Raw genomic sequence first — 24,828 nt, forward strand, 5'->3', positions numbered from 1 at the left:
CTAATTGGCAGAAACCGGGCGAGCTAGATAATGACCTTGCTTTTGAGGCTTGAGGTGGCTTTCTCCAGGGATTGCAGCACCTTGCCCTTGTCATAATTACGTATCTTATCCAGATCCAGGTGCATAGAGAAACCCGGGGCGTGTTCTTCCAGGTAGCTTTGTTGACCACCGAGGTTTTTACGCAGGTCTGTCACCTGGTAAACCTTAACCGGGGTGCTGATGCCTTTAACAGTGATATGGCCTTTATCACGGCACATAACCGTGTGCTTGATCATTGCCCAGGTCTCATGGCTGATCAGGATTTCCCCTGGCTGGGCCGCACCCTCAAGGCGTGAAGCCAAGTTCACATGGGTGCCCATTACGGTATAGGACTGGTAGTTGGCTGTGCCAAAGATTCCAACAGTACAGTAACCTGTATTAATTCCCATTCGCACTTGCAAGGGGCGGGAGATCCCCTTGTTGTACCACTCCTGCTTCATCTCACGAACCCGCTTGCGCATGGCCAAGGCCATAGCGACACAGCGCAGAGCATCAGATTTGGGGCCCTTGCTTTCATCATCCCCAAATACCACCATAACCGCATCACCGATAAATTTATCGATGGTGCCGCCGTATTGGCCGGCGATACGTGCCATTTCTGAAAGGTAGTTATTGAGCAATAGAGTAAAGGTTTCAGCCTCCAGCTCCTCGGTAAGCTGGCTGAAATCCTTGATGTCTGAAAAGAAAACTGTCAACAGCTTACGCTGTGTAGTCAGGGCCTCTTCATCACCAGTAGTAATAGAACGCCATAGGCGCTGCGGCAGATATTTGGAGAGTTTATAGGAGCGTACCTTACTTACACGTTGCTCGGTGGTGAGGGCATGATTGGCCTCCTTGAGCTGGCTGATTTGTCGGTGGGTAAAAAATGCATAGGCACATAAATAGGCGAGGATGCCTATTAAACTCACGGTGCTAATAGTGAGGTCGGCATTAATCAACAGTGCCGGTCTGTGTATCAGGTAGCCAACTACAACACCGACGAGAAGGCCTGTGTTGTGTTCAAACCACTTTCTGCCACCGCCCTGAGTCAGGGCATTGAGCTGCACCACAGTGACAAACAGCAATGATGGCAACATGCTGAAATTGGCTAATGCGATAGTGATACCAACAAATATGGTATCGATAAAGGATAGACAGCGCCGGGTTTTATAGGCTTTTTTATCGCGGGACTTATAAAGCAGGAATTGGGCAAAGCCGCAGTAAGCGAGTAGTAATACTGCTATGCCAATTGTAATCAGCTTGTCCAGTTGCCATGGAGAAGACCAATCGACAGTATTTGCCAGGGTGCCCGTAGCCGCAAAACAAATTAAGGTGCGGAAATAGGTAGAGTAATGGGGGCTAATGCCCCGCTCTGTGTTCCCCTCAAGCTTGTCCTGCATCTGTGGTTATCTTTTTGTCCGTTTAGCGGAATTATACATATAGCGAGCGGCCCGTAACCGGTTTCAATATCCCTGGCTTTTACTCGCAGTGCATCGATTTACTGGGCGAAGTGTACTCCTCCAAAAGCCAGATTGCTAAAAAACCGATATTTATACTGGGTTTTAATACGGGGCGCACGTATGCGCTACGTAGGCTGGTTAGGGTACACTCCGCGCTCAGACTTCAACTGGAGAAAACGATGGATGCCCTGACCGCCTTGCATAACAGAGTCTCAACGGGAAAGCTTATTGAGCCAGCTCCCAATGAACAGCAGCGCCAGAACATCTTTCGCGCCGCCCTTCGCGCGGCGGACCACGCCTGTTTGCGCCCCTGGCGCTTCCTGCTAATAGAGGGCCAGGAGCGTAATCGATTGGGGGAGCTATTCCTGCAGGCGGCTGAACAAGCTGAAGGCGCTCCACTAGTGGAAGCCCAGCGCAAGCGTACATTGGCTATGCCGCTGCGAGCGCCTTTGATCATTGTGGCTATCACCCGTCTACAGGAGCATCCCAAGGTACCTCACATGGAGCAGCATATGTCTACTGCGGGCGCCGTACAGGCTATGCTCACCGCTGCCTTCGCAGAGGGTGTTGGCGCCTACTGGCGTACTGGCCCCCTGGCCAGTAACCCGGTGGTTGCTGAGGGGCTCGGCCTTGCGGAAAATGAGCGTATAGATGGTTTTATTTACTGTGGGACCCCGGATAAAGCTCCCCGCCAGGCACCGGATTTACAGGTGGATACATATTTTTCCCAATGGAATGCACAATAGTACTTGCACATCAGGAAACATTTGGGTAAAGTGCGCGCTCTCTCGACGACACAGCAGCTATCTTCCTGATTTTCTTGAAGATTTCGCTAAAGAGAGATCCCCGCTGAAAGGCGGATTGCCCTCCCAGAGGGTGACAATTTGGTGAGGTGTCCGAGTGGTCGAAGGAGCACGCCTGGAAAGTGTGTATGTCGAAAGGCATCGAGGGTTCGAATCCCTCCCTCACCGCCATCTACTAAAAGCCCGGTTTATGCCGGGCTTTTTTATTTCTGTTTACTGCTTAACTCTCCGTTATCTTTTCGGCAATTATTATGCTGACTGTATAGATATTCGTTTGTCAGATGGGCCTCAACTATTTAAAGCGGCACTATCTAGTTAATTCTCTATTCAAGCTTTTATTTTCTGGCTGCCCCAACCGATAGCGCCAGGACCTATTGAGTGCTGCTATGGAGAGATATCTTTTCATTGGCTACCCGGTAATGCTGCTGTGCTTATAGCCGGTGAATCGTTCGATCTAAGGTGAGCGTAAATACAACTTGGTATGTTCATTCGGTTTAAACGCTTCTATGGGTTTCCCCCTTATTGTGGCTCTTCTTGTCTGTTGGCATTTCCTCTACGGACAAAGTTGCGCGGGTTTGGTTAGCTCAATTGAATGGATTGCAGTTGCGAATTTAACTTGCTGCCTTTGCTTTGAGTCACAGCGGCGCCTTTTATCTTTTCAGTGTTTATCTCGCTCGTATCTGCATCATGTATTTTTACTGACTTGGTTTGCTTTTTAGAAAATTATTACCTGGTGAGTAAAGGCGTCATGTTCATAAATATTTCCTACTTCTTGTTTTTATCTTCTTTAGTATGGAATTACCCCTTATCTGTTAGCTGTTCTAGTGCAACTGCCCGGACAAGATTGGCTTAACTAAAGCGGCCTCGTCAGAGTCGATTTAGTTAAGTTGCACGGCCAACGCGACCTGTCGATAATTCAATCCAATACCGCCCGCCACATACTTTTTCTTGACGGTAGGCAGAGTAATATCGAGTCCAGCACCACCGTTTGTGGGCTGTCTTGGGCTGTCTCAGGCAAGCTGATAACCACGCTGGGCAAGCATAAGCCGGAAATCTCCGATAACCGCAACGGTATAAAAGTGCCGCTATATGAAAGCAGGAGTGAGGCTCGTTGAGATTATCCCGAGCGCGCTAGGGTAGGGTGATCTGTTCACTCCGGGTCAATTGGCAAGGGCCAGGGAGACTATGCAAGCCAGTGATAGCATCAACTGCAAGTTTGGTCGGGGCACTCCTTTCCTGGGGGCTGAAGGCATCCAGAAGAAATGAAAGATGCGGCAGGCTTATACATCGCCTGCCTATACCACTTGGTGGTGGGACTTGCTTAAGGTGATGGCTTGAGTTGTTACCGGAAGCAGCGCTTTAGGAGTTTTATGCCAAGAGCAGTGGCAGTTATTTGGGGAGGGCTGCCATTGCTGCTAAGGTTTTTTAACTAGATGTTTACGTAGACTGCGTTGATTTTTATCCAGGAGCTTTGACAACCTTCAACATTCAGCCTTACTTCTTTCTCCGCTATAGCGGCGGATAGCAGTGTAGATTTCAAGATTGGGTCATCGTCGCTACTTATGCCTGCGTAGCCATTATTTGTTGGGCATTCAGCTTTTGCTTCGTCGCTAAACCCTTCTTTCAATTTAAGTGCAACGGCTCCATTAGCGGTTGAATAGTAGTAGCTGATGGTTCCAATTGTTTGTGCGGAATGTGCTGGGATTGATGCCAGCATTATAAGCAGTGAGGTTAGCAGCGTAGGCTTTTTCATAGGTTTCCTAATTAATTAAGTGTCCAAATCTTATGCTTGCGTAATAGTAATCACTATCCACTTCAAGGCAATCTGGCAGCGCACTTTGCCGTATGAACTGCATTATTTCAATTAGAGTTTGAATGAGCAGAACTCCATTCTCAATTGGTGATCTGGAGGTAACTGTGAAGCTGTTGAGAAAGGCTAGGTCGGGATGATCTAGTCACGCCAGATCAATCTGCAAAGCCAAGTGAGACTATTGATAGTATCAACCACAAGTTTGGCCGGGGGACTCTGTTTCTCGGGGCTGAAGGTATCTAGAAGAAATGGAAGATGCGGTAGGCTTATACGTCGCCTGCCTACACCACTAAATGGGGTGATTTGCCTAAAGTGACAACTTAATCTGATTGTACTAATTAGATTCCGATAGATTTCATACTTTGCAAAGCCCTTAGTATGTTAAAATGAGTGCATTTGTATAAATATACAGCAGGGATTGGCGCCCCAAAAAATGTCTAAGATTTGCTCTAAATTATTGATCTATATAGAGCAAAAATGAGTAATAAAGGGTAGTTTTCTTAGACAGAGATTCCCCGGAAAGCTAGCAATCACAAGAGTTAGAGGGCTGTTTTAGTCAATACTGCTGCAGTATATGAGTGCCTTTATGAAACCCTCTTACTACCAGGCTGAGGTTACTTAAGTTGCCTAGTCGACCATAAGTAATTATCGTTTTCAAAGAGGACGCCGCTCCGACCGGCGGCTTCTATAAAATTCTCAAGTACTATCCAGTATTTGTTCCTTATTGCGAAATGCCTTCTTCTCTCCTGTCGCGGGAAATTGATCGGAACCCATAAGCAGTAAGCTCCCCTCGCTTTGTGCGGTGTAATACTATTGGCATTTCCATCTTGGATAATTGAATGCTTTATTGACTCAACTCCAGGGGGCAACCAAAATACTTACCTAGTAGTAATTTGCCGCAGTTTAGTTTTATGCGACTTAAGTCTTTGTTATTGATTTCCTTGCTCTCAGTAAGCGGATGTTATGAGGTTGCGCCTCAGTCTTACAATCGTAGTGAGTGGTTGCCTGGTTGGGCTGATGTGGATGGAGATTGCCAGAATACTCGCCAAGAGCTTTTGATAAGGCTTTCATTGGCTCCGGTAGTTTTTAGCAATGAAAAAGGTTGTACAGTGGTGTCCGGTTTATGGATAGACCCATATACAGGGCAGTTTTTTGAAAAGGCATCGGACTTGGATGTAGAGCATATAGTACCGCTTTCCTGGGCCCATAAACATGGTGGCTCCACTTGGAGTCGAGAGCAGCGTAGGGCATTTGCCGAAGATCCAGCTAATCTTTGGCTGGTGGATGATGGCCACAATCAACGTAAGGGTGGTAAGGGGCCGACTGAGTGGTTACCTCCATATCAGCCAGCCCGAAGCGTATATAGGCGGCAGTTCATGGCTATCGCCAGGAAGTATGGGCTCGATCAGTGAAGTAAATAGTGAGATGTCCCTTCACTTGGCAATTTATATTGACTTTTGAAGGGGAAATTTTTGATTGAGTTCTGCTTATTCTAAATTATTGCTTACCCTTTTATAGGCAATCTCTCTTTTTGAATTTTTTTGTTTTATATTCTCTCGTCTGATTAATATGTCTAGGTATTCTGTGCCTCGCAGCCAGATTGATTAATTAAAAGCGCACTGGTCATAGTTGTTTAAGATCTTGGGACCGTGATTCTAAATATCTTGGCATAACTATCTACTTGTACCGCAATACTACTGCGCTTCGTTGCCTTGGGTGATAAGTTCTGCGACTACTTGACCTTGTGGTAAGTTGGGGTGTTGTCGAGAACGTGTCTATAGGTTGCATAATTAAAGTGCTTCTTATGGGGTGAGAGCCTTTTAGGTAGGGAAGTAATTTCCTGGTTTAGTGGAAGAATAAAGGATAACAGTATGGACAGGGTTGCCGGAGTTTCATCAATATGTATGGGGCTAATCTATATTGCCGCTTTTTTATTTTTTGGATTTTTTTGGGCCTTTCCATCGGGTGGAAGTCCTACAGAAAAGATGGCATTTCTAGCAGAAAATCAACTGCTATTTAGTAGTGTTTATATATTAATGTACCTGGTGTTTGCTGTCTTTTTGGGGTGTTTGGTGGTTTGCCTTTATGAAAAGCTCAGGAATAGAGGCAGGAGGATCACAGCTCTAGCTTCCTTATTTGGGGCAATCTGGGTTGGTCTTTTGATTGCTAGCGGTATGATTGCGAATATTGGGCTTGCTTATGCCTTGGGGCTCTCCGAAGTCAATGTAGAAAAAGCTTTTGAAGCTTGGGGTGTTATATACCTGTTGGTTGAGAGCCTTGGTGGAGGGAATGAGTTGGTTGGTGGGCTTTGGGTCTTGCTGATTAGCGTGGTTGCGTTGCAAGCAAGGGTTTTCTCCCGCCCATTAAGTTACCTTGGAGTGATAGTAGGAGTCGCTGGAATTGCGACCGTTTACCCTGCTGATATTCTCACGGAAATTTTTGGTGTCACTCAAATAGGCTGGTTTATCTGGATGGGTATTTCTTTATTAGGGAAGAGCAGTAATAGGCAGACTTGGGAAGCTGCTAACGCTGTTAATGGTGCTACGGAATAGTTTCGTGCTGACTAATTATTCTTCAGTGTAGAGAAGGCAAGTATTTTGTTGTGGTTATTATCGCCTCCACTTCCTAATGTTTGCCTTCATTGGCCCCCTCTTGGCATTATCAGTGGGGTGACTTTGTCTGTTCCACTGGTCTTGCTTACTTTACTTTCTGCTGGAGGGTTAAAACTGGAGCTTCTGGCTTCACAAGAAGTGATATCAACGGCTGCTTAGCATTTTTTTGGATCTCGCGCCAAAAAATGAAAAATGCGTCTATTCTTTCAATGGGCCAGACAGTCTTTAAAGAGGTGTCCTGGCTAGAGTTTCCGCTGTAAAAGGTGTGGTGTAGAGACGGGCTTTACCAGTTGCCCATTGCTTTCAGTGTTTTTAGGCATGAATAGCTAGTCTCAACCTGCCAGCTCCTGGGAAGCGAGCGGATAGCACATTACCTGCAATTGATTTACAGGGTGATAGCCCTGGAAACTTTGGAGATCTTATTGTGAAAAGCAAGCAGTACATCCTTCCTTTGGTAATTGCCAGTCTTGCTGCTTCTGCTGCCCTTGCGGATTCTCATCCCAAGAAGCCGGCGAAGGACTGGACTTGTGCAGATTTCCTGGCCATTGATGATGAGTTTAAGCCTAAAGCAGTCTATTGGGCTGCGGCTTATTCAAAGCGCGGTAAGGAAGAGGGCGATATGTTGGATATCGAGGGCACCGAAAAGGTGACACCAATGATTATCACCGCCTGTGCCAACGCGCCAAAAGAGTCCTTCTGGGCCAAGTTTAAGGATGAGTGGCACAAGATGGGGCGCCACCACGGTAAGGACAAGGCGAAGCAAATGATGAACATGCAGGGTGGCGGCAATAACATGGGTACCGATGGCAATAACAGTGGTACCAACGGCAGCAACAATATGCAGAAGCAAAAACAGAAGCAGTAGCCCACTGCGTTGGATGATACCCGGCTTCGGCCGGGTTTCGTCTATTCTGGTCTTGAAGCTTACCTTTGGCGGGGTATAGGCTATTGGTAAGTTTTCAAACCGGCTAGAGTTGGAGTTGCGATCATCGCCGGGTAATCAAGTAGTCAAATGGAGTTGTGCTGTGGGGAAGTCTGTTAGGGATGGTGTGAAGCGTGGACGGAACATTAATCGTTCTGCCAGGCTGTTTTGGGGTGCGGTGCTACTGGCGGGCCTCTTCATGGCGCTGTTTATGCACTCAGCCAAGGCGTTCCCTCTGTAGCGTTTTTCTATAGCATAAGGGGGATAGAGATGGCGCCCCCGGGTGGACTCGAACCACCAGTCCGGACTTAGGAGGTCCGTGGTTTATCCTGTTAACCGACGGGGGCAGGCACTTTAACCGAACTTTGTATCTGGCTATGGGTGCGAAGGGCGGCCATTCTATCCGGTATGCCGGCAAATGTCATGTCATCCTGCACCCTTAACGTCTATCTGCTTAGTTTCATTATTCGCCGATACTCGCGAGTAGACCTGTCACTCTAGGTAACAGGCAGAAGCTCTAGTTACCGCATTACCCGCTGTTTCCTATCTGTGCGGTTTTCGAAATTTTTTCATAATTATTTGCTGTGCCATCGTTGGTTTTGTGTTTGAAAAACGCAATTTGGCGGACATTTTTGCGTGCTGAAAAGCGGAATCTGATTGAAGTCAATTTGTCATTGTTTAGGTGTAAATTTTTGCTTGACCATGATTGTTTAGCATCGCTAATCTGCAGTGGCACCCAAGGTGCAATAAGGATATTTCTGCTTTCGCGAATCAAGATTATGGAGTTTCGTATGAGCGGTAACGTTAACGAAAAGTACATGGATTTTGACAGTGTGGATATTCCACAAATTGCTAATGAAGTACTAAAGCAGGCTACTTCCCAGCCGCCGCGTGACGCGCGCAGGATGGTGGAGGATAAACTGGAGGAGATACGCTTGAGGCGGGAGTTAATGGATTATGATTTTGAAAACTAAATACTCAAAAGGGATTTAAGTTACCAATTATTTTAGGGTTGTACGGGGTTGCCACTAGAGCCCCGTACAATTTGAGAACTAATTACATCCATTTATTTACTGCTTTATTCATTGCTAATAAATTTCCCACGGATTAATTTCCATTGAAATTAGCTGATAACTAGTTGATGGGAAAATCTATCAATAACGCCCCAATTATCGCTGATGCAATTAAATGCTGACGTCCAGCGCTCAGAATTTCTCTATTACTACGTAGAGTTTTGCCGCTAATGACTTTGTAACTAAGTAGTGGTTCTCTATGCGCTTTTAAGCAGGAATGAGCGCTCTATAAGGAATTGCAAGCAAAGGCGGCCCAGGAGCCGCACCTTTGGCATTTAACTACATTTGTGTAGCTGTTCCTTCATCCCCTTTACTTTGCTTGCCGCCAAACCAGCCCAACAGTTGCTTTAGCTTATGGGATAACTTGCCGCGCTTGGCTTTACGCTCTTTGTCAGCAGCACTTACCAGCCAGGCTACCTGGATAACCATTCGCTGCCCCTCAAAAGGCAAATGGCCGTGGAACGAATTATCCGCGCGCTTAAAGGCAGCAAGGGTGCCGTAGACAGGAGAGACTTCAGGCGCAACAGTATCTTCGAAGTCATCTATGCGCTTAAGGAAACGTAGGCAGCCGTTGCCATCCACTGTCCACTCAGGGTTGAGGTAGAGCAGGGCGGTAGCGATTTTGGATTTACCGTCGGTATGAATCCTGCCGTGTCGCTTTTTCAAGGTGCGGCTGATGGAGACATAAGTTGGGTATTGGGAGAGCTGTTCAATGCCCAGGTTGTCACCGATGGCATTGGCAAATTCCGGATCGGTAAACTGGGTGATCAAGGTATTAATGGAAGTCCCGCATTCCTCCTTTTCATGGGGGAGGTAGCCAGCGCCTTTAAGGCGCGGAAAGTCTTCAATAAATGAAGACATCATGTTTTCGTTCAAAACTTTCTGGGCTACAAAGAATGGGAAGGGCTGGCGGTTAATCAGGATATCTTCGCCGGTCAAGTCACTGGCATTGAGCCAGCGGCTGGCTTCAGCAGCAGGGCTAGTCATTATTGTGCATCCTTACAAACTGGTCCGGTGTAGCCACCGGGTCACATCGAAGTTTTTGTTGATGTCGACCACAGAGTTTCAGCCCTGGTTCACCTGGGCATACGGCACTTGGCGCCGCCTCACGACAGTGCGAAAAGTATCAGAGCCAGGCTCTCGGGCCAATACCAGCGTACAAATACTGCCCCGATTTCTGGCTTTGCCTTGCTTGAAATCAAGGGCATGTGAGATAGGTTGCGTTGAATACCATGCATTTGGCGCAAGTGCCGGTATAATGCCGTTCAGATTTTCGTCAGAGCGGTTTTATCCAAGCAATGTCTGTGACTTCCAAGTCCCCAGTTGTATTGCAAGTACGCGACCTCGCCTGTGAAAGGGATGGTCGTCGCTTGTTTGAGGGCCTTGATTTCTCACTCCCAAGCGGGGCTGCGATCCAGGTTAAAGGTGCCAATGGGGCGGGTAAAACCACACTGTTGCGCACCTTAATTGGCAGTTCCAGTGATTTTAGCGGAGAGATCCTCTGGCGCGGCAATCCTTTCCCTGAGGCTTTGCGGGGAATGCGTGAGTCCCTACTATATATCGGCCATCGGGGTGGGGTACGGGCTGGATTAACTCCCCTGGAAAACCTCACCTGGTATGGGTCAGATAATGAGTCTGCTCTGCAGGCTCTTGATAGGGTGGATTTGTTCGGTTTTGAGCACAGTTTGTGCCATAGCCTGTCTGCTGGGCAAAACCGCCGAGTAGCCCTGGCCCGGATGTTCTTGCCGCAGGCGCCACGTTTGTGGGTCCTTGATGAGCCCTTGACTGCCCTGGATGTTGCCGGGGTGGCTGCGCTGGAAAAGCAGATGTCTGCGCATATGGATAAGGGTGGTTCCATACTCCTGACCTCTCATCAACCACTGGCCTTACCTGGGCTCGATTTTATCGATCTGTCTGACTTTGTAGTCGATGAGTCTTTTACAGATATCGGGGGAGAGCATGTCTTCAGTTGATGTCCAACCCCCGGTGAGTGAAGCCCGTACAAGCCCCGGTTTTGTTGCACTCTTCCGGATTGAAATGCTACTGGCCCTGCGTAAGCGGGCAGATATTGCTAACCCCTTGCTGTTTTTTGTCACAGTGCTCGCGCTTCTACCCCTTGGAGTAGGACCGGAGCCCGATCTATTGGCAAAAATGGCCCCCGGAATGATCTGGGTGATGGCTCTACTCGCCACCATGCTCTCCCAGGAGAGCCTGTTCCGCGGAGACTTTGAGGACGGAACCCTGGAGCAGTTAACCCTGTTGCCGCAACCTCTATATTTTGCCGTATTGGCAAAGTCATTGGTGCACTGGGTTGCTACCGGGTTGCCACTAGCGCTTTTATCGCCGTTGTTGGCATTGATGCTGAATCTCCCCGTCGAGGGATATCTCTGCTTATTTATTTCGCTGTTCCTAGGGACGGCAAGCCTCAGTTTGATAGGCGCAATAGGCGCGGCGCTCACAGTAGCTCTGCGTCGCCCCGGTCTGCTGCTGGCGCTAATTGTTATGCCCTTGTATGTGCCCGTGCTAATCTTCGGCACCGGCGCGGTGCAGGCGGCTATTGATGGCTATGCCTACAGCGCACAGCTGGCGATTTTGGCCGCTCTGCTGGCCGCCGCTGCAGCCCTTGCTCCGCTCGCTGCTGCCGGGGCGATACGTATCAGCCTGGATAATTGATTCGGAGGTCTTCTTGGCTTGGCAATGGTTTCACCGTTTAGGTTCGCCGCGTTGGTTTTATCAGAAGACCAATGTGTGGCTTCCCTGGCTGGCACTGGCAAGTGTTGTATTGTTGTCAGTGGGTACTGTTTGGGGACTTGGTTTTGCGCCGGAAGATGCCAAGCAGGGCAATAGCTATCGCATTATTTTTATTCATGTGCCAGCTGCTTTCCTGGCCCTGGCCGGCTACTACATTATGGCGATCAGTGGGGCTATCGGCCTTATCTGGAAGATGAAGCTTTCCTTTGCGGTGATGCGGGCCGCAGCGCCTATCGGTGCGGTGCTAACTTTTATTTCCCTTTTCACCGGTGCTGTTTGGGGCAAGCCTACCTGGGGCACTTACTGGGTATGGGATGCTCGTATAACCTCCATGTTGATTCTGTTATTCCTGTATATCGGTGTGATGGCCTTGTCGCAAGCTGTCAGCCGTGAGCAAGTGGCCGATAAAGCCAGCGCACTCCTTGCCCTGGTAGGCACGGTGAATATTCCGATTATCTACAAATCGGTAGACTGGTGGTTTACTCTGCACCAGCCTGCCACCATCCGCCTTACAGAATCCAGCAGCATCGATCCGAGTATGTTCTACCCATTGCTGACCATGATCATCGGCTTTTACTGTATGTACGCCTGGACCCTGCTGACCCATACTCGCGCTCTGTTATTGCGCCGGGAGGTTCGCACCCAGTGGGCACAACAGGAATTAGCGGGAGGAAAATAACGTGGAGTTCCAGTTTTCCAGTTTTGCAGATTTCCTGGCGATGGACGGTCACGGTATCTTCGTGTGGATCTCTTACGCCGTTACTTTTGCAGCACTGGCTGCCATGGCTCTTTATCCCCGACTTGCCCGCCGCCGTCTGCAGCGGGAACTGCAACATCAGCAACGGATTAGCCAGCGGCGCCAAAAGGTGAAAGCAGCGAGGCAAGCTGTAAAGGAGCCCGCATAGGCTGTGCCGGCTCACAGGTTTAGATTTAGATGTTTGCCCGGTTGTGACCGCTGCCCAGCTAACAAGATCAAAACTTAAATATATGGAGTTTAACTAAGACAATGCATCCTGTACGCAAGCAACGTCTGATCCTGGTACTTGTCCTGGTCACCTTGTCTAGTGTCGCCGTGGGTTTTGTGACCTATGCGATGCGTGAAAATATGGATTATTTCTACGCGCCCAGTGCTTTTGCGGCTGGAGAGGTCCCTTTTGAAAAGCGTATTCGCGCAGGCGGTTGCGTAGTGCCAGGCAGTGTGCAGCGCGCTGAAGATAGCCTGGATGTGCGGTTTGTTATCACTGACGGTGAAGCCGAACTGGCCGTGGTATTCGACAAGATACTGCCGGATTTGTTTGCTGAGGGTGAAGCTGCAGTAATTTCCGGGCGCCTGATGCAGGACGGCACCATGCGTGCAGACCAGGTCCTGGCCAAGCACGATGAAACCTATACGCCACCAGAGGTGGCTGAGTCTATGGTTTCTCACGAAAGCTGTGCTGATGGAGCAAAAATATGATCCCTGAGTTGGGCCATTTTGCACTGGTAGCGGGATTGCTGCTTGCTATTGCCTTATCTGTCCTGCCTATTGCCGGCAGCTATACCGCTCGGCCCTTATGGATGGAGGCCGGTAAACCCCTCGCCATGGGCGTATTCGTCTTTGTATTGATCTCTTTTGCTTGCTTGACGATTGCCTTTGTACAGAGTGATTTCACAGTTAATTACGTCGCAAAGAACTCCAATAGTATTCTGCCTGTTTACTACAAAGTGACGGCAGTTTGGGGAGGGCATGAGGGCTCCATACTTCTGTGGCTTTTGATTCAGGCTGGTTGGGCAGCTGCGGTTGCCATGTTCGGCCGGCAGTTGCCACCGGAGCTGTCGGCACGGGTGCTGTCTGTAATGGGCATGGTGCTGATCGGTTTCTTCCTCTTTATCCTTTTAACTTCGAATCCATTCGATAGAACCCTGCCTTTCCCGCCGATGGAAGGTTCAGATCTGAATCCACTGTTGCAAGACCCGGGAATGATTTTCCATCCGCCTCTACTGTATATGGGTTATGTGGGGTTCTCTGTGGCTTTTGCATTCGCTATTGCAGCCCTGCTCGGTGGCCAACTGGATGCAGTGTGGGCGCGCTGGGCCAGGCCCTGGACGGTCGTGGCCTGGGCTTTCCTCACCCTGGGTATCGCCCTGGGTAGTTGGTGGGCTTATTATGAACTCGGCTGGGGTGGCTGGTGGTTCTGGGACCCGGTGGAAAATGCTTCCTTGATGCCATGGCTTGTTGGCACTGCACTGATGCACTCACTGGCGGTAACAGAGAAACGTGGTCTGTTTAAGAGCTGGACTATTTTGTTGGCGATATTCGCCTTCAGCCTGAGCTTACTAGGTACCTTCCTGGTACGTTCCGGAGTGATTACCTCAGTACATGCTTTTGCTACCGATCCCCTGCGGGGCAGTTTTATCCTTGGCTTCCTGGCGCTGGTTGTCGGGTTTTCCCTGTTGCTGTTTGCTTTGCGCGCGCCTTCAGTCAGTGCTCGCAGTGTATTCTCCTTCCGCTCCCTGGAGACTTTCCTGCTCGGCAATAATATTTTGCTGATCCTCATTATGGCGGTGGTGCTGACTGGTACTTTGTATCCATTGGTTGCAGATGCCTTGAACCTCGGCAAGATCAGTGTGGGACCGCCGTTCTTCAATCTGTTCTTTGTGCCGATAATGGTTGTGTTGTGCCTGCTGCTGGGTATGGGAGTGCACGCCAACTGGAAAGACAGCCGTTGGGACAAGTTATTGAATATTTGGCGTTTGCCGTTTTTGGCAGCATTGGTTATCGCTCTGGTTTGGCCGTTGGCTTTCGACCATTACCACTGGGGGGCAGTGCTGGGTATCTTTATCGGTGCCTGGGTATTCTGTGCGAGCCTTGCCGATATCGTAACCAAGACCCGCAACGCCAAGTCTTTCTTTGCTGGATTAAAGCGCCAGCGTGCCAGCTATTATGGTATGCATCTCGCGCATATTGGCCTGGCTGTTGCAGTACTCGGGGTTGTATTAACTACGGTATACAGCGTGGAAGATGACCTGCGCATGGGGGCTGGGGACAGCCATCAAGTGGCTGGCTACGATTTCAAATTTGATGGGGTGCGCCTCGCTCAGGGTCCAAACTACCGTGCCTTTGAAGGGGTGTTGCACGTTAGTAAAAATGGTGAACCTGTAGCAGAGCTGCTTCCGCAGAAGCGGAATTATTTCTCTGGCGGAAATACCATGACCGAGGCGGCGATCGACACTGGTCTGTTCCGCGATATATACGTAGCCCTGGGCGAACCCTTGGACCGCAGCAATCCCAGCGGCGATTGGGCGGTAAGGCTGCAATATAAGGCATTTGTAGTATGGATCTGGCTCGGTGCTTTATTAATGGCGATTGGCGGTGGTATTGCGGTTGCGGATAAACGTTATCGTAAAGCCAAAGTGGCACGTCAGGTGCCGATTGCTGGCAATGTAGCTACTGCGTAGATTTGGGGAAGATAGTATGTCCAGATTAAAACTTTTCTTGCCTCTGATTATTTTTATTGGATTGGCCGCACTTTTTTGGCGCGGCCTGTCCCTGAATCCGCAAGAAATGCCCTCCGCATTGCTTAACAAGCCGGTGCCGGAATTTTCCCTGGAGAATGTTGCCGATAGTAATCAACTGTTGCAGAAGAGTGACTTGCCAAAAGGGCCGCACTTGCTCAATGTGTGGGCGACCTGGTGTGTTGCTTGCCGGGTGGAACACCCCTACCTGAATGCCTTGGCGGAGCAGGGTGTCCCTATTGTTGGGGTCAACATGAAGGATGAGGACGAAGCTGCAATCAAGTGGCTGGAGAAATTCCACAACCCTTACATTTACAGCCTTGCAGACAGGGAAGGGCGCCTGGCCCTCGACTTGGGGGTTTTTGGAGCCCCGGAAACTTTCCTGGTGGATGCCGAGGGTACCATTCGCTGTAAGCATGTAGGCGTAGTGGATAACAAGGTGTGGCAAACCAAGCTACAGCCCCTTTACGAAAAGCTGAAAACCCAGCATTGGGACGAGTTTGCCGGTGACCTATCAGATTCCCTCGTCTCCCGTTGTCAGTGAGACCGAAGAAAAGAAAAGCCGCTTTATCTGTTGGTTGGGCCCGGTCGAAGATAAGGTGGAATTTCAGCAGCAACTTGACCTGGTTCGTGCAACATATCCGGATGCCAGTCACCACTGTACAGCATTGGTGATTGGCAACCCTTCCAATCCTGAAGTGATGCAAGCGGATGATGATGGTGAGCCTGGCGGCAGCGCCGGTCGTCCTATGCTGGAATTGCTGCTCAAACAGGGTATCGGTAATGTCGGAGCTATAGTTACCCGTTATTTTGGTGGTACCAAGCTGGGGGTTGGGGGTCTGATGCGGGCCTATAGAGGCTCAGTTGGCAGCGCCCTGCAAGAGGTCAGGCTCGACACTTTTGTACCTCTGGAAAGTATTGTCGTTGGCTGTAATTTTGCCCAGGAATCCCGCTTGCGTTTCCTGGTAGGGCGTCATCAGGGAAGCTGTGGGCCGGCAGAATATGCGAGCAAGGTTGTTATTCCCATCTCCCTGCCAAGTAGTGAATGGCCGTCTTTACGATTACAGCTTCTGGCTGAAAATTTTGAAGTACAGGATTAACTAAATAATCCCATTGTTCTTCAACTGCTTAATTTCTGTTTCTGAATATCCCAATTGGGAGAGAATGTCGAAGTTGTCCTGCCCCATTGTTGGGGCTTGCTTGAACTCTGGCATTTCTTTGTCACAGCGAATCGGTGGTGCGAGAATTTTAATTTGCTTTCCATTGTCATCATACATTGATTGTATTTTGCCATTCTCTGTGACAAATGGGTTGGTCAATGCTTGCTCCACGTCATAAATAGGAGCTGCAGGAACGCGACTCGAAAATAGTTTAAGCCACTGGTTAGTCGTCTTCTTACTGAGAATCATATCCAGTATTTCTGTGAGTTGATCTCGATTTTTTAGGCGTGTTTTGAAATCCAAAAATCTGGAGTCAGTGGTTAACTCAGGGTGCTCTATAGCCTTACATAGTTCTGTCCAGAATTTTTCCTTATTACACATTAGGTAAATCCAGTCGTCTTTGGTCCTATACAGTTGGCAAGGGGTAAGGGAAAAATGAGCCGAGCGGGGCTGTCGATGCTGGTTGTGCCCGGCATTCAACTGCCACATAGCTACATAGTTTAAATTATATAGTGCGTTATCAAATAAGCTGATATCGATATCTCTTCCCTTTTCCGTTTCCCTGGCACTGAAAATACCTGATACCAATCCAAGTGCCATAGCTACCCCGGTAGATAGGTCCACTAGTGAGAGGCCGCAACGTGTGGGTGGTCCGTCGGGTTCTCCTGTCAACTTGAAGTAACCGGCCTCCGCTTGCATGGGATAATCGTAGCCTGGCCAAGATGCTCTTTCTCCACTCCTGCCAAAAGCGGTTAGGTGGGCGCAGACAATTTTAGGGTTGACCTTTTTAAGGGCATCAAAAGTGATTCCCAATTTTTCAGGTACGTCACCACGTAGATTACCGGTTACCCCATCAGCAGTTGCAACGAGCCTATGGAGTATTTCCTGCCCTTCTCTCGATGTGAGGTTAAGGGACAAGCTCCGTTTATTGTGGTTGAGTCCCTGGAAAAACAAGCTGCTGTTATCTGATTTTTCACCTTTTATAAAATAGGGTCCAACGGTGCGGGCCACATCCCCACCATGGGAAATATCCTCGATTTTTATGATTTCAGCGCCTAAATTGGCGAGAAATAATGTGCCAAAGGGACCTGCGCCATATTGTTCTACGGCGATTACCCGCAAGCCGGAAAGAGGGAGCATTGAGAAGTTCACCAATCTTTGTTTATCGTCAATTACGATTTTAGGACAGATAAATCTGGGAGTGCTTCCCAGCAGTGTTGATTAAGGAATGGGAGGCTGGCGCAAAAAAGAGTTTCAGTCCGATAAGCCATTTTAATTGACAGCGCTTAATGAGTTCATGATTTTTAGGGCTGCTAATATGCTGGGATAGATCTAAGTATGAAGATGTCATTAAGAGTTAAATTTTAAAGATTTGGGCGAAGAAACCTGGTAAGGCGAAAGTGCAAATGATGGACCGTGAGACAGTTTGTTTTTTTCGCAGTATTTTGTTTGTTCCCGCTACACGTCCCGACAGATATATAAAAGCGTTAATGAGCGAAGCCGATGTGGCATGTGTTGATCTGGAAGACGCTGTGGCACCAGGTGAGAAAGAAGCTGCCAGAGAGAAAGTCGTCGATTTCTTTAAAGCCGAAACCTCAAATTCTATTCAACGGGCATTGCGAATTAATCACCTGGCAAGTGAGCAGGGATTGAGAGACATGTTGTTGATATTGAAGATGGAGCCGTTGCCAGACATCGTTATGATACCGAAGGTGGAATCCTCCGAGGAGATCGCTTGGTTTAACGAAGTCATGACCTCTCTTGATCACCCTGTCAGATTAATACCCTTGGTTGAAACGACAAAAGGATTGGAAAATGCCATCAAAATTGCAATGGCGCCAAATGTAGTGGCTATCGGTTTTGGTTCAGCAGATTACTCATCCGAAGTAAGGGGAGATATGAGCTGGGATTCCCTGCTGTATGCTAGAGGGCGTATTGCGCAGGCAGCTGGACATGCCAATATAGCGGCAATTGATGGGCCCTGGTTGGATCTAGGCGATGACCGCGGCCTGCTTGAGGACACACAAAAAATAACGGCATTGGGTTTTACTGGAAAAATTGCACTACATCCGGGTCAACTGCGGGGAATACATCGGGGAGTCTCTCCGTCGGAAGAAAGTCTACGTCAAGCGCAAAAAATTGTAGATGCTTACAGGGCAAACAGGGGAGGGGTCTTGGTGGTCGATGGCCGGATGGTGGATATACCTGTGGTTGAGCGGGCGCAGCGGCTGATCAACCTGGCAAATAGGAAATAGCCTTTCAGTTATGGCCAGGTAATTTACTTTTCAGGAATATATTTATATGGAACATCTTTGTTATCCCGGATATATAAGGGTAGGCGATAACCGATATAGGGAGAGATACGGTTTGGATTTTGAAGATTTTCAGGTGGGCCAGGTTTTTAAACACCGCCCCGGAGTCACTATAAGCCAGCAGGATAATGTCGAGGAGTGTATTACTACATTCAACCAGGCAATGATACATTTTGATTCAAATTATGCAGCACAGACAGAGTTCAAGCAGCCACTAATTGTGACCACCTTGATTGTATCGCGCCTGATGGGAATGACCTGGAAAACGTTCAATCGGCGAAAAAGCATACTGGAGTGGAAAAGTATTGACATGCTCGCACCAGTATTTGGTGGGGATACTCTCTATGCCGAAAGTGAAATCTTATTTGTTGGTGCAACTTCCAAAGACTCAGACGCAGGCCTGATAGAAGTCGCTGTTCACGGCATTAACCAGGATAAAGTAAAGACGAATGAAATGCGTTGTAGTATGTTGATTTTCAAGCGGGATCATCTACCGTTTTCCGCAAATAATTACTAATGATTAAATCAATAGATTACGTTGGAGAGCCATTGTGAAGGATTCATTCAGTTTTCTCCGTGAGGTTGAGCCCAATGTATTTATTGAAACTTATGGGGTAGATTTTGAGGATTTTGAAGTAGGCCAGGTTTTTGAGCACCGGCCGGGGCACACCTTCTCAGAAGCCAGCTCACTGAGCTATGCAGGCAATGTATTTGATCTCAGCCCCGGTTATGCTGATCAACGCTATGCCCGAAGGGTCTATGGTGACCGGATAAAGGTATCTGAGACTTTTGTTTTAAGTGCGATGGCTCTTACAACCAAAACATTTGGTAAAGTCGTGGCAAACTTGAGTGTGACGGATTGTAAGGTTGAACCAGTATATGTTGGTGATACTTTATATTTTGAATCAGCAATTCTCGGAAAACGCAAATCCAAATCACGCCCCGATCAGGGACTGCTACATGTTAGTTCACGTGCGCATAATCAAGATGGCGCTTACGTATTAAGTTTCGAACGGAAACTGCTAGTTTACAGACGCAATGTTGGTCCTTATACAGCTGCCGGCTACTAACTAATAGGATCAAAGTGTTCTGGGGGTCGATTATATAATGTGGTTCTTTTACCAAAAGCTCATTAATTCTAATATTATCAAGGGTATCAATATTCAATAAGTGTGAGAATACCACCTTGATGGAAACAGTATTTTCCATCATATATTTGACCCGATCTCACCTCAGGGGTTAGATTCCTTAGTAGTTTCAAAGATATTGTTTGCTGTACATGGTCAATGCTGAAAACTTCAGCGTCGAGGAAATCAAAATATTGTTTTACTTTTGGGTAGAGGGCTTTGAACAGGCTTTCCTTGATAGAAAATATCAAAGTTAACCAGTTGGCGTAAGGTAAGCCGGAATTGGAGAGTAATAGCTTTTCCTTTTCACTCACTATCAGGTTACTAATTTCATTGGCGGTCTTATCTGTCACGGGTAATTCATAATCAATACCAAGCCCAACAGATTGTCTGCTGATTGCACAAACAGCTCTATTACCCGCATGTGTGATAGATCCAATCACACCTTTTGGCCATTGCGGGGACCGGTCCTGCCCAATCGGAATATCAATATTTTGATAACCATAATGATTTAAAGCTTGTTGGGCACAATACCTCCCTGCAAGAAACTCAGATTTACGTTTGTCTCGAGCTAAACGAACATCTTCAGATAAAGTAACATCCAGGGCCTTAAATAAAAGGTCGCTATACTCCTTGGGATTGAATTCACACTCGAATAGCTGACCCTGTAAAGGAAGCTTGGTAATTGGCCTTACTTCCGAAATAAATTCTTTAGTTCCCTGATTTTGAGGTGGAGTGCTTGTATGTATCATGGTGACATGAAGGTTGGTGTCTATATTCTTTGCTTCAATCTCGCTTCCCCCCTTGTTATCCGAGGATAGAAGTAAGGATGTAAAATAGGATTTGCGAAGGTAGTAATTTCAGTATCATTGTCACAGATAGCTGGAGAACTGCAAGAGAAAAATAGGGATCTTTGAAAAAAATACTATCTCTATTTACCCCTTCGCTATAATTCCCTAAATACCAGGTTAATTTCTGTGCAGCCCAGCGATTGATTGTAGTTGTTAGTATGGTTCTATGAGGTATCTCAGAGTAAATCAAGCCCTTAAAAGCTACTTCTACTACAGGTTAGGGCACTAACGTGGAAAGTTAATTTGCATACTTATCCCTGGGAATTGAGAATATCCATAGCAGTTGTGTTTCGAGAATCGGTAGAGAAGCAGTACAAATCTATTTTTTTAGGATAGTTTCTCAGTTACTTTGAGTAGCTCAGCAATTTTTTTGCTAATTGATGACAGGATATTTGATGTCAAGAAATCCGACGTGATGATCAAATCTCACCAGGTCGGTATTCCTTTTAATCTCTCCCTAAAATAATCACTCAACTTAACGATGCTCTGCTCTAAACAAACTGATTTGCTCGATAATTAACCAGCGGGCTCCGGAAGTGTATGTGCATAAATTTGTGCCGTGACGAAAAGTGACGAGGCCTGGACTGTAAGTTCAATTACCGTGACTGCTATTTCTGAATAGTAACTTGATTAGCTTAAAATAAAATCATAGGGTTGTGTACTGATGGATATTTCGGGATAGTTGTCATGATCACTTTATAAATGTTAATTTATCTATGAATTGGATAAGCGGCGTTTCAGTGGCGAAGTTATCCAAATGATCAATTAAAAAGGGTAAATTTGAGGTAATTGAATATAGTGGCAATATTTCAGTAAAAGCTTCTGATATTGTTTCAAATTGATTCGAAATCTTTCAGAGCTTGATAGAAAGTTACCGTAGCTTAGCATACGTTGTGGTGGGAGCCTTATTCGTACTACCGTTTTAACTATTCCAGTAGCATTGGTTTAAGATTATCGAGGAAACTGGAACCAAGGCCTGTGAGCTACTAGGAGAACCGGCCTGATGGTATGGCAATGTATATGATCCGCAAAATAATTCATTTAATTAGTGGATGTAGCTGGCTTTACGATGCAAAGCCCTGTGGCCGAATAATTTTCATTGCACGAACTATTTATGACTTTACCTTTGTGTTATTGCTACCAAGATGACTAATCTATCACTTTTCAGTGAATTATAACCCCCTCAGAATTTACCAAATACTTAAGGAGGTATGAATGAACATCGAAGTAACATCAACCCCACAAAAAGAAGATTTAAAATTTATTAGCGAGGGGATAAAAAAATATAATCAGAAGTATATTCCGGATGATGTTGTATTTGAAGAAGATACTAAATTTGCAGTGTTTGCTAAAAGTGAAAATGGAGAAATTCAAGGTGGCATCCGGGCAACAGGGTTCTGGAACTATTGCATTATCGAGTTACTTTGGTTGTCGGAGGATACCCGCGGTCTAGGTGTTGGTAGTGAATTGGTGGCTGCTGCTGAAAAATATGCTCTTGAAAAGGGGTTTCAATATATTCGCACGGAAACATTAAGCTTCCAGGCTCGTCCTTTTTATGAAAAACTTGGCTTTAAAGTTTATGGTGAGTTGCCAGATTACCCCAAAGGACATACAACATACTGCCTAGTAAAAAAGTTATAACAATGTGTTCTAGGGGCGCCCTATCAAGTAGCACCAAAAGTCAATGCTAGGTGGTTGTTCAGCTAAGGTTCATAGTTTAATAGAGAGAATATTAAACTTTGAATCGGAGGTTCAGCATGTACGAAGATTTAGCATTAAGAGCAACCATGACGGAGTTTCCTCAATCATTACGTACGAAGATCGATATTAATTCCGGTTTGACGGAAAGAGCTTAGCTTGACGAAGAGTGTTCTTAAGATTCCCTCATAGCACTCAACTATGTTGCTAAGCATTAGTTGTGAAGCTTAGTAGGTTATGAATCAGGGTTTTGGCACTTATGTAATGGCAGTAATTATCTAATTTTAAGTAATAGTGATGCTGTGGGGTGTATAGCATGGATTCCGTAAGAGCTTCTATCCTAGAAAGCCACTTGACAAATGGTTAAAGCTGGTTAAGGGTGCAAAACTCAGCCTGCTATTTTAGGTGTATTAGACAAAAAATATGAAACAGTTTTCAGAATTGACGATTAAGATTTTGGCGGCATATCTGGTTCTAAGTAATTTAGGAAATGCCCTACCGTTTATCATTGCACCTGCATCTTGGGGTATCAGTGAGCCAATACCCATTGCTCCCGTTCTTGGATCGATAGTAGTGCCAGCTGTTATTGGCATAATTCTTTGGGTATTGGCTCCAAAAATAGCGCCTAAAATCATCAGATCTAGCGATGGGGTTGCCTCTGTTTCTGAGAAGGGACTGGTGGCGGCTGGCACTTTTCTTATAGGGGTCTACTGGGCTTTAAAGTCTGTGGGAGTTATTGTTGGCCAGCTTTTTACTCAGGGAACTATCAATTACGGTTATGTCACTGTTTTGGTAATTTCACTCGCAATGATTTTTGGTGGTAGGTTTGTTACTACCATGTACCATCGATTACGCACAGCAGGTACCGGTGTATAACCAGGTATAGTACTTGGTTATCCACCTTTTTACTGGTTGCTTTATGCATATTTCTGGACTAGATATATAGCATTGTTCTCCGATGAGAACGGCAATAAAAGAGAGTTGATATGAAGAAGATTGTTTGTTTTATTTCTTTGTTAATATTTGCTAACAACGCCTTTGCATTGAGATGCGGCAACGAGTTGATATCGGTAGGAGACATTAAGTATAAGGTGTTGAGCGCTTGTGGCCAGCCCGTAAGTGAAGAGGTTATTGGGTATATTGATCGGGAAGATACTGCGGGGAACAGGGTTCGAGTAATGAAGATTGAGGAGTGGATCATTCAAGTTACTAATTATGGAAAAACCAATTACTACAGTTTGGTTTTTGAAGGGAATAAGCTTTTTAAGATAAATGCTGTTGACCAAAATTAATTGTGTCGTGTTTTGAACTTCCTATGCTTCACAAGCTGTTGGTCAAGGGCTGGCACTACATGTTAGCCTCATCGCTATCTTATATGATTTTCAGGTAAGCAAGTACTTGTTTGGTGTGACTGGTATGTACATACCTTTAGTCTATAGATATGGAATTAGCATTTTATAATAGACTGTTTGGTGAAATCAAAAACTCTGAGTTAACAGTTTTTTTATCTACCTGGAAACATGATTGTTGCCCAAAACTTAGTGTATATCTGAAATATACCGTCAAATATATTGGTTTAGGATAAGATATGAATGTGAACTACAGGCTTGGAAAAAAGGATGATTGTCGCCGTATTGCAGAGCTAGACTATATTGCATCTGACGGAGCTGTAGAGTATCTATTTCATGATTTGATACCTAATGTGTCAGCTATTGAAGTGCTTTCCAATGGTTTGGAGCAAGATATTTATCCACATACTTTCCGTAGTTGTATTGTTGCTGAGTCTAATCAGGAAATTGTTGGGGTAGCTTTGTCTTATCCTGCAAAGTTCCACTGTATAACAAAAGAGTTGGTGAATTTTCTCCCCTCGGATCGTTTAAATAGGTTTCGAGAATTTTATTCCAGCAGGATTGAAGGGAGTTATTTTCTAGATGCTATGTGTGTTGATGAGGCATATCAGCAGAGAGGGATTGGAAAATCATTGCTGGAGCAGACGAAAGAAAAGCAAGAAATGAAGGCTACAGTGAGCTAAGTCTTATCGTATTTTCTGACAATACCATAGCCATTAAGCTATACGAAGAGCAAGGATTCAAAAGCATTAAGAATGTTAAATTGGAATCACATCCACTTATTCCACATGTTGGTGGGTGTAAACTGATGAAATGCTCGTTGTAAGGAGTTTATGTTGTAAACAGATTAAACAATGGTTTATTTTAGTATATTGCCTAATGAGGCAGCAGGTTAAGTTTTCAGTAATCCTGATGTTTAGTGATATGCGCTTGCGATAGCGGAAAAATCATAAGATGCATATAAATGATTTCATTCCAATATGGCGCCTTCTAACTTACTGATATTCACAAAATGTAAGCCCGTCAAGAGCTGGCGCAATCTGGGGCAGCCTTGAGTGCTAACCGGGCTAAACAGGATCTCTCTAGTACTAGTCCGCACAGATTACCTAAGACTTTCTTGGGTTATTCTTGTTGGTGACATTGCTTGCCGTGGGTGTTTGGCTGAACGCTTATTTCTCTATTTAAAAGTGTATCAAAATTCAGTAGGAAAGACTGATAACTTCTTATTAAATCTAGATTTACAGCTATGACAAATTACAAGAAAAATTTGCAAGTTCGAGCTGTCAATTGGAAGTCATTTGATTAGTGGTTTGAGTTATCTGCATGAATTATAACTTCATGATGTCATCACGAAAAATCTTAATTTTTCTTTTTTTAATTTTTATGC

At 46.3% G+C, this 24,828-nt stretch carries 24 protein-coding genes, 2 tRNA genes and 3 pseudogenes; 23 read left to right on the forward strand and 6 right to left on the reverse strand.

Annotated features, from left to right (window positions below; translation table 11 throughout):
* Nucleotides 1-23 precede the first annotated feature (23 nt).
* Nucleotides 24-1,418: an adenylate/guanylate cyclase domain-containing protein gene (locus ABWV76_RS01635; RefSeq protein ID WP_020414734.1), complete on the reverse strand. Its 1,395-nt coding sequence runs from the start codon at nt 1,416-1,418 to the stop codon at nt 24-26.
* A gap of 239 nt (nt 1,419-1,657) precedes the next feature.
* On the opposite strand from ABWV76_RS01635, the gene ABWV76_RS01640 reads away from it, so the two are divergent.
* The 3 genes and pseudogenes from ABWV76_RS01640 (at nt 1,658) to ABWV76_RS01650 (ending at nt 3,619) form a co-directional block, all read left to right on the forward strand.
* Nucleotides 1,658-2,224: a nitroreductase family protein gene (locus ABWV76_RS01640; RefSeq protein ID WP_353375056.1), complete on the forward strand. Its 567-nt coding sequence runs from the start codon at nt 1,658-1,660 to the stop codon at nt 2,222-2,224.
* 140 nt (nt 2,225-2,364) lie between these two features.
* A tRNA-Ser gene (locus ABWV76_RS01645) sits at nt 2,365-2,452 on the forward strand.
* Between the two features lie 1,014 nt (nt 2,453-3,466).
* Nucleotides 3,467-3,619 (forward strand): annotated as a pseudogene (locus ABWV76_RS01650) (DUF4113 domain-containing protein).
* A gap of 91 nt (nt 3,620-3,710) precedes the next feature.
* On the opposite strand, the gene ABWV76_RS01655 reads toward ABWV76_RS01650, so the two are convergent.
* Nucleotides 3,711-4,034 carry a hypothetical protein gene (locus tag ABWV76_RS01655; RefSeq protein ID WP_353375057.1) on the reverse strand — a complete coding sequence of 108 codons (324 nt, stop codon included), beginning with the start codon at nt 4,032-4,034 and terminating at the stop codon, nt 3,711-3,713.
* 237 nt (nt 4,035-4,271) lie between these two features.
* On the opposite strand from ABWV76_RS01655, the pseudogene ABWV76_RS01660 reads away from it, so the two are divergent.
* The 4 genes and pseudogenes from ABWV76_RS01660 to hdeA all read left to right on the forward strand — a co-directional run bounded on the left by ABWV76_RS01660 (nt 4,272) and on the right by hdeA (nt 7,568).
* A pseudogene (locus ABWV76_RS01660) lies at nt 4,272-4,415 on the forward strand (DUF4113 domain-containing protein).
* A 587-nt stretch (nt 4,416-5,002) separates the two neighbouring features.
* On the forward strand, nt 5,003-5,503 hold the full coding sequence (locus tag ABWV76_RS01665) for a GmrSD restriction endonuclease domain-containing protein (protein ID WP_020414737.1): 501 nt from the start codon (nt 5,003-5,005) through the stop codon (nt 5,501-5,503).
* Between the two features lie 459 nt (nt 5,504-5,962).
* Nucleotides 5,963-6,643, forward strand: coding sequence for a hypothetical protein (locus ABWV76_RS01670; RefSeq protein ID WP_353375058.1), 681 nt, complete (start codon nt 5,963-5,965; stop codon nt 6,641-6,643).
* Nucleotides 6,644-7,127: 484 nt separating this feature from the next.
* A complete protein-coding gene (gene hdeA / locus ABWV76_RS01675; RefSeq protein ID WP_020414739.1) occupies nt 7,128-7,568 on the forward strand; it encodes an acid-activated periplasmic chaperone HdeA in 441 nt (146 codons plus the stop codon).
* 328 nt (nt 7,569-7,896) lie between these two features.
* On the opposite strand, the gene ABWV76_RS01680 is transcribed toward hdeA, so the two are convergent.
* Nucleotides 7,897-7,972 (reverse strand) — tRNA-Arg (locus tag ABWV76_RS01680).
* Between the two features lie 444 nt (nt 7,973-8,416).
* On the opposite strand from ABWV76_RS01680, the gene ABWV76_RS01685 reads away from it, so the two are divergent.
* Complete coding sequence (locus ABWV76_RS01685) at nt 8,417-8,599, forward strand: PA3496 family putative envelope integrity protein (RefSeq protein ID WP_020414742.1); 183 nt, start codon at nt 8,417-8,419, stop codon at nt 8,597-8,599.
* Between the two features lie 378 nt (nt 8,600-8,977).
* On the opposite strand, the gene ABWV76_RS01690 is transcribed toward ABWV76_RS01685, so the two are convergent.
* Nucleotides 8,978-9,685 carry a 2OG-Fe(II) oxygenase gene (locus ABWV76_RS01690; RefSeq protein ID WP_020414743.1) on the reverse strand — a complete coding sequence of 236 codons (708 nt, stop codon included), beginning with the start codon at nt 9,683-9,685 and terminating at the stop codon, nt 8,978-8,980.
* Nucleotides 9,686-9,996: 311 nt separating this feature from the next.
* Here ABWV76_RS01690 and ccmA point away from each other — a divergent pair, with 311 nt between their 5' ends.
* From ccmA to ABWV76_RS01730, 8 genes are all read left to right on the forward strand, one after another.
* Nucleotides 9,997-10,671, forward strand: coding sequence for a cytochrome c biogenesis heme-transporting ATPase CcmA (gene ccmA / locus ABWV76_RS01695; RefSeq protein WP_353375059.1), 675 nt, complete (start codon nt 9,997-9,999; stop codon nt 10,669-10,671).
* On the forward strand, nt 10,658-11,371 hold the full coding sequence (gene ccmB, locus ABWV76_RS01700; protein ID WP_020414745.1) for a heme exporter protein CcmB: 714 nt from the start codon (nt 10,658-10,660) through the stop codon (nt 11,369-11,371). Before ccmA ends, ccmB begins: the two co-directional genes overlap by 14 nt.
* Nucleotides 11,372-11,384: 13 nt before the next feature.
* Nucleotides 11,385-12,128 (forward strand): heme ABC transporter permease, encoded by a 744-nt coding sequence (locus ABWV76_RS01705; RefSeq protein WP_020414746.1) that lies wholly within the window; start codon nt 11,385-11,387, stop codon nt 12,126-12,128.
* A gap of 1 nt (nt 12,129) precedes the next feature.
* Nucleotides 12,130-12,354 (forward strand): heme exporter protein CcmD, encoded by a 225-nt coding sequence (gene ccmD, locus ABWV76_RS01710; protein WP_020414747.1) that lies wholly within the window; start codon nt 12,130-12,132, stop codon nt 12,352-12,354.
* Nucleotides 12,355-12,455: 101 nt separating this feature from the next.
* Nucleotides 12,456-12,905: a cytochrome c maturation protein CcmE gene (gene ccmE / locus ABWV76_RS01715; RefSeq protein ID WP_020414748.1), complete on the forward strand. Its 450-nt coding sequence runs from the start codon at nt 12,456-12,458 to the stop codon at nt 12,903-12,905.
* A complete protein-coding gene (locus tag ABWV76_RS01720; protein ID WP_020414749.1) occupies nt 12,902-14,887 on the forward strand; it encodes a heme lyase CcmF/NrfE family subunit in 1,986 nt (661 codons plus the stop codon). The genes ccmE and ABWV76_RS01720 overlap by 4 nt, the downstream gene beginning before the upstream one ends.
* 16 nt (nt 14,888-14,903) lie before the next feature.
* Entirely contained in the window at nt 14,904-15,488 is a 585-nt protein-coding gene (locus ABWV76_RS01725; protein ID WP_353375060.1) for a DsbE family thiol:disulfide interchange protein, read from the forward strand.
* Nucleotides 15,451-16,044: an IMPACT family protein gene (locus tag ABWV76_RS01730; protein WP_026305260.1), complete on the forward strand. Its 594-nt coding sequence runs from the start codon at nt 15,451-15,453 to the stop codon at nt 16,042-16,044. The genes ABWV76_RS01725 and ABWV76_RS01730 overlap by 38 nt, the downstream gene beginning before the upstream one ends.
* Here the strand turns inward: ABWV76_RS01730 and ABWV76_RS01735 are convergent, their stop codons facing one another.
* A complete protein-coding gene (locus ABWV76_RS01735; RefSeq protein WP_353375061.1) occupies nt 16,045-17,244 on the reverse strand; it encodes a CaiB/BaiF CoA transferase family protein in 1,200 nt (399 codons plus the stop codon).
* A gap of 266 nt (nt 17,245-17,510) precedes the next feature.
* Between ABWV76_RS01735 and ABWV76_RS01740 the strand changes: the two genes are divergently transcribed.
* From ABWV76_RS01740 to ABWV76_RS01750, 3 genes are all read left to right on the forward strand, one after another.
* On the forward strand, nt 17,511-18,359 hold the full coding sequence (locus ABWV76_RS01740) for an HpcH/HpaI aldolase/citrate lyase family protein (RefSeq protein ID WP_353375062.1): 849 nt from the start codon (nt 17,511-17,513) through the stop codon (nt 18,357-18,359).
* Between the two features lie 112 nt (nt 18,360-18,471).
* Complete coding sequence (locus ABWV76_RS01745; RefSeq protein ID WP_353375063.1) at nt 18,472-18,933, forward strand: MaoC family dehydratase; 462 nt, start codon at nt 18,472-18,474, stop codon at nt 18,931-18,933.
* Between the two features lie 34 nt (nt 18,934-18,967).
* A complete protein-coding gene (locus ABWV76_RS01750) occupies nt 18,968-19,486 on the forward strand; it encodes a MaoC family dehydratase (RefSeq protein ID WP_020414755.1) in 519 nt (172 codons plus the stop codon).
* An 86-nt stretch (nt 19,487-19,572) separates the two neighbouring features.
* On the opposite strand, the gene ABWV76_RS01755 is transcribed toward ABWV76_RS01750, so the two are convergent.
* A complete protein-coding gene (locus ABWV76_RS01755) occupies nt 19,573-20,295 on the reverse strand; it encodes a 4'-phosphopantetheinyl transferase family protein (protein WP_020414756.1) in 723 nt (240 codons plus the stop codon).
* A 1,314-nt stretch (nt 20,296-21,609) separates the two neighbouring features.
* Between ABWV76_RS01755 and ABWV76_RS01760 the strand changes: the two genes are divergently transcribed.
* The 4 genes and pseudogenes from ABWV76_RS01760 (at nt 21,610) to ABWV76_RS01775 (ending at nt 24,267) form a co-directional block, all read left to right on the forward strand.
* On the forward strand, nt 21,610-22,035 hold the full coding sequence (locus ABWV76_RS01760) for a GNAT family N-acetyltransferase (RefSeq protein WP_353375064.1): 426 nt from the start codon (nt 21,610-21,612) through the stop codon (nt 22,033-22,035).
* Between the two features lie 480 nt (nt 22,036-22,515).
* On the forward strand, nt 22,516-22,968 hold the full coding sequence (locus ABWV76_RS01765; RefSeq protein ID WP_353375065.1) for a hypothetical protein: 453 nt from the start codon (nt 22,516-22,518) through the stop codon (nt 22,966-22,968).
* A gap of 110 nt (nt 22,969-23,078) precedes the next feature.
* The gene (locus ABWV76_RS01770; RefSeq protein WP_353375066.1) at nt 23,079-23,384 is read left to right on the forward strand and encodes a DUF2845 domain-containing protein; all 306 of its coding nucleotides are present in this window, start codon (nt 23,079-23,081) and stop codon (nt 23,382-23,384) included.
* A gap of 296 nt (nt 23,385-23,680) precedes the next feature.
* Nucleotides 23,681-24,267, forward strand: a pseudogene (locus ABWV76_RS01775) (GNAT family N-acetyltransferase).
* Nucleotides 24,268-24,828: the final 561 nt, after the last annotated feature.

The sequence above is a fragment of the Microbulbifer sp. NBRC 101763 genome (assembly GCF_040371615.1).
GTDB classification, from domain to species: domain Bacteria; phylum Pseudomonadota; class Gammaproteobacteria; order Pseudomonadales; family Cellvibrionaceae; genus Microbulbifer; species Microbulbifer variabilis.